At 34.8% G+C, this 3,210-nt stretch carries 3 protein-coding genes; all 3 read right to left on the reverse strand.

Annotated elements, in window-relative coordinates; all coding sequences use genetic code 11:
- On the reverse strand, nt 1-616 hold a 616-nt coding region (locus V7164_RS16515; protein WP_438824723.1), incomplete at its 3' end, for an ankyrin repeat domain-containing protein.
- Nucleotides 617-843: 227 nt separating this feature from the next.
- Nucleotides 844-1,530 carry a response regulator transcription factor gene (locus V7164_RS16520; RefSeq protein WP_335354626.1) on the reverse strand — a complete coding sequence of 229 codons (687 nt, stop codon included), beginning with the start codon at nt 1,528-1,530 and terminating at the stop codon, nt 844-846.
- On the reverse strand, nt 1,527-2,975 hold the full coding sequence (locus V7164_RS16525; protein WP_335354627.1) for a sensor histidine kinase: 1,449 nt from the start codon (nt 2,973-2,975) through the stop codon (nt 1,527-1,529). The genes V7164_RS16520 and V7164_RS16525 overlap by 4 nt, the downstream gene beginning before the upstream one ends.
- Nucleotides 2,976-3,210: the final 235 nt, after the last annotated feature.

The following is a 3,210-nucleotide window of genomic DNA, read 5'->3' on the forward strand; positions in this document are numbered from 1 at the left end:
GAATGTTCACATCCGCCCCGTGATCGATTAGCAACTGTATGGCTTGCTGTTGTCTTTCACCACCGTTATTTAACACGATTGCTTCCATTAATGCGGTCCAACCGAGATCATTTACATGATTTACATCAATATCAGTCTTTGAGAGAATTTCCTTGATGGCATCTATATGACCATGTTCTGAAGCAGGAATCAATGCAGTTCCTCCATAACGGTTAATCATCGCCGGATCCGCCCCTGCTTCGATCGTAAGCTTAAGAATTTCAACATATCCTTCTGCACCGGCATATAAGAAAGGATTGTTTTTCATGTTATCTTGAATGTTGACGTTAGCCCCCGCTTTAATCAAGACTTTAGCGGTTTCGACATCATTATTATAAGTTGCAATCATAGTAGCAGTTCGTCCTTCTGAGTCCTTTGTATTTATATCCACACCTTCGTCAATCAATCTCTTTATTGTTTCTGTTTCCTTTCGTTCTGCAGCTTGAATTAATTGTTCATTCATATCTATTTCTACCCTTACCTCTTTTTCCTGTTTATTTGGTTCAGCATCATTATCTGAGACACATCCCTGAAGGAGGCCAATACCTCCAATAACTATTGTTATCAACCTCCACATCAAATTCACCTGCCTATCGTTCATTATTATTTTTGGCTATAAACTGTAAATAAAAGACTCAGATCCACTCAATGAACTTAGTTACTACTTCTAGTATGTTAGTGCACAATTATAAACTCCCTCTAAATAAATTCTTAAAAAAAGATAAACTTATTCTTAAAATTTCTTCAAGTAAAAAAAAAAAATAACCGTCACTTTTGTGACGGGTCTAAAACACTTTATTTAATTTAAACATTGAATCGATATCCGGCTCCCCAAACGGTTTCCAAGAATTTCGGCTGTGCAGGGTCTCGTTCAATTTTTCCACGTATTTTCCTGATATGAACTGTGACCGTTGAAACATCTGCAGCTGACTCCAGCCCCCAAATCTTTTCATAAAGCTGCTCTTTGCTTAATACTTGGTTTGGGTGCATTACAAAAAATACGAACAAATCAAATTCCTTTGTCGTAAACGGAACTTCTTCTCCGTTAATATTTACTTTGCGTGCTGACTTATCAATGGATATTCCATGGACGAAAATCGTATTTGAATTGGATTGATTCCCTGCTAACCGTTCATAGCGCGCTAAATGTGCTTTCACTCTAGCAACCAGTTCGCTTGGACTAAAAGGCTTAGTAATATAATCGTCTGCTCCTAATCCAAGACCTCGAATTTTATCGTTATCTTCCTTTTTAGCGGATACAAGCAATATAGGAATGTTTTTAACAGCCCGTATTTGTTTGCATATTTCAAATCCATTTAATCCTGGGAGCATAATGTCCAGGATGATTAAATCATAATTTCCTTTAAGCGCATGATGAAGCCCTGCATCACCAGTATGTTGAATATCGACACGAAAATTATTTATTTCTAAATAATCTCTTTGCAATTCTGCAATGCTAATATCATCTTCGATAAGTAATATTTCTTTCACATTTTTTCACCTCTCTTTAGGGAAATGAATACACTTGTACCTATGCCTATCTCGCTAGAAACCCAGATTTCCCCTCCATGCTCCCCAATAATTTGTTTTGCGATCGCAAGTCCTAAACCACTTCCGCCAGTCTGAGAATTTCTCGATTGTTCCGCACGATAAAAACGATCAAAAATATATGGTAAAGCAGAAGGTTCTATTCCTTGCCCATTATCCGTTACTTGTACAACTACATCATATAATTGTTCATGGAGAGAAATAGAGATGTTCTTTTTGTCTTTGTTCATATATTTCAGACAATTGCTCATTAAGTTGGCTAATACTCGTTTTAATTTCTCCCTATCCGCTGTCACGTAAATAGGTTTATTCAAAAGATGAAACTCAATATGAATACCTTGCTCAAGTAAATCCAGTTTAAGTTCTTCTAAGTAGTCTCTCATATATTTATCAAGTTCGACTGTTTCAAAATTGAATGGTTCCTTTTTTAAATCTAGCTTAGAAAATAAGAACAGCTCATCAATCAATGAATCCATATCTTTTGCTTTTAAGTACACTGTCGATAAATACTTTTCCATTTTTTGAGGAGTATTTGCTACACCATCTTTAATCCCCTCAACATATCCAATAATCGAAGTAATAGGTGTCTTTAAATCATGTGAAATATTAGACAGAAGCTCTTTTCGATTTTCTTCATACTGAAGCTGCAGATTAACGGATTCTTTTAATTTTATTCTCATTTCCTCAAACGCCCTATTTAACTGCCCGATTTCATCATTCGAAATGGCCTTGATTTCAAAATTTAAATCTCCTGATTTTATTCTTTCTGCACCTACTTTAAGAATTGAGATAGGCCTAATAATGCTTCGTGAAACTAAATAGTTCAATACACCAATAATCATAATAAACAGAAACAGCAAAAGTCCGGATAAAATTGGAAACAATTCTCGAATGAGCTCAGCATAGGAACTTGCCTTTCTTAATACGAAAATACTTCCTTCACTTTTATCCGGAAAATAAAAATCAAACTTCACATACGTAAAAAAATTGTCGTTGATTCTAATCGTATCTCGCGTATTGATGTTTGTTTCTTCAAACCCGGGAAGGGATTTAACCAATGCCTGTTTGTCAAGAGCAGGGGAAGCGTACTCGACTTTTGTGCCCTTTCTAACAACAATCTCGATATCCTCCTGCTCAATCCCCTTGATCTCCTTTTCATTTAGGAGCTGTTTAGGATTTTTTTTAGCAAAAAGCTTTAAATCGAGAAACACACTTTCTTCTACTGTTGTCAAAGGTTTTTGTACATACGTTTTTTTGTAAAGATGTTCTATAGATTTTACATCACCTGTAATGGCAAAAATAATTAAAAAACCAGCTGTCAATAATAAAGTGATAGAAAAAAGGATCACCCCAACATAAGACAACAGAAACCTCATTTTAATTGACATCTCTTTCACTCACTCTGTTATAAAATTTTCACTAGATCATTCCTTATTCTTAGCATGCAAGATACTTTTGTAAACCACACTATCCAGATTAAAGAAGCTCATTTTTCTAAAATATTTAAAGAACTATATCACACAAATCTTAAAACTTTCTAAAATATGTATGAAATATTTCTAAACACCTTTTAATAAGTGATGCTTTATTCTGTAGAGTAGTAATTCCCATTGAGTTGTAGAT

The sequence above is a fragment of the Bacillus sp. JJ1474 genome (genome assembly GCF_036965225.1).
GTDB lineage: Bacteria > Bacillota > Bacilli > Bacillales > Cytobacillaceae > Cytobacillus.

What these genes read in the sequence shown, in the direction of transcription:
- V7164_RS16525 (WP_335354627.1), bottom strand. Translation starts at nt 2,975, where the DNA reads ATGTCAATTAAAATGAGGTTTCTGTTGTCTTATGTTGGGGTGATCCTT.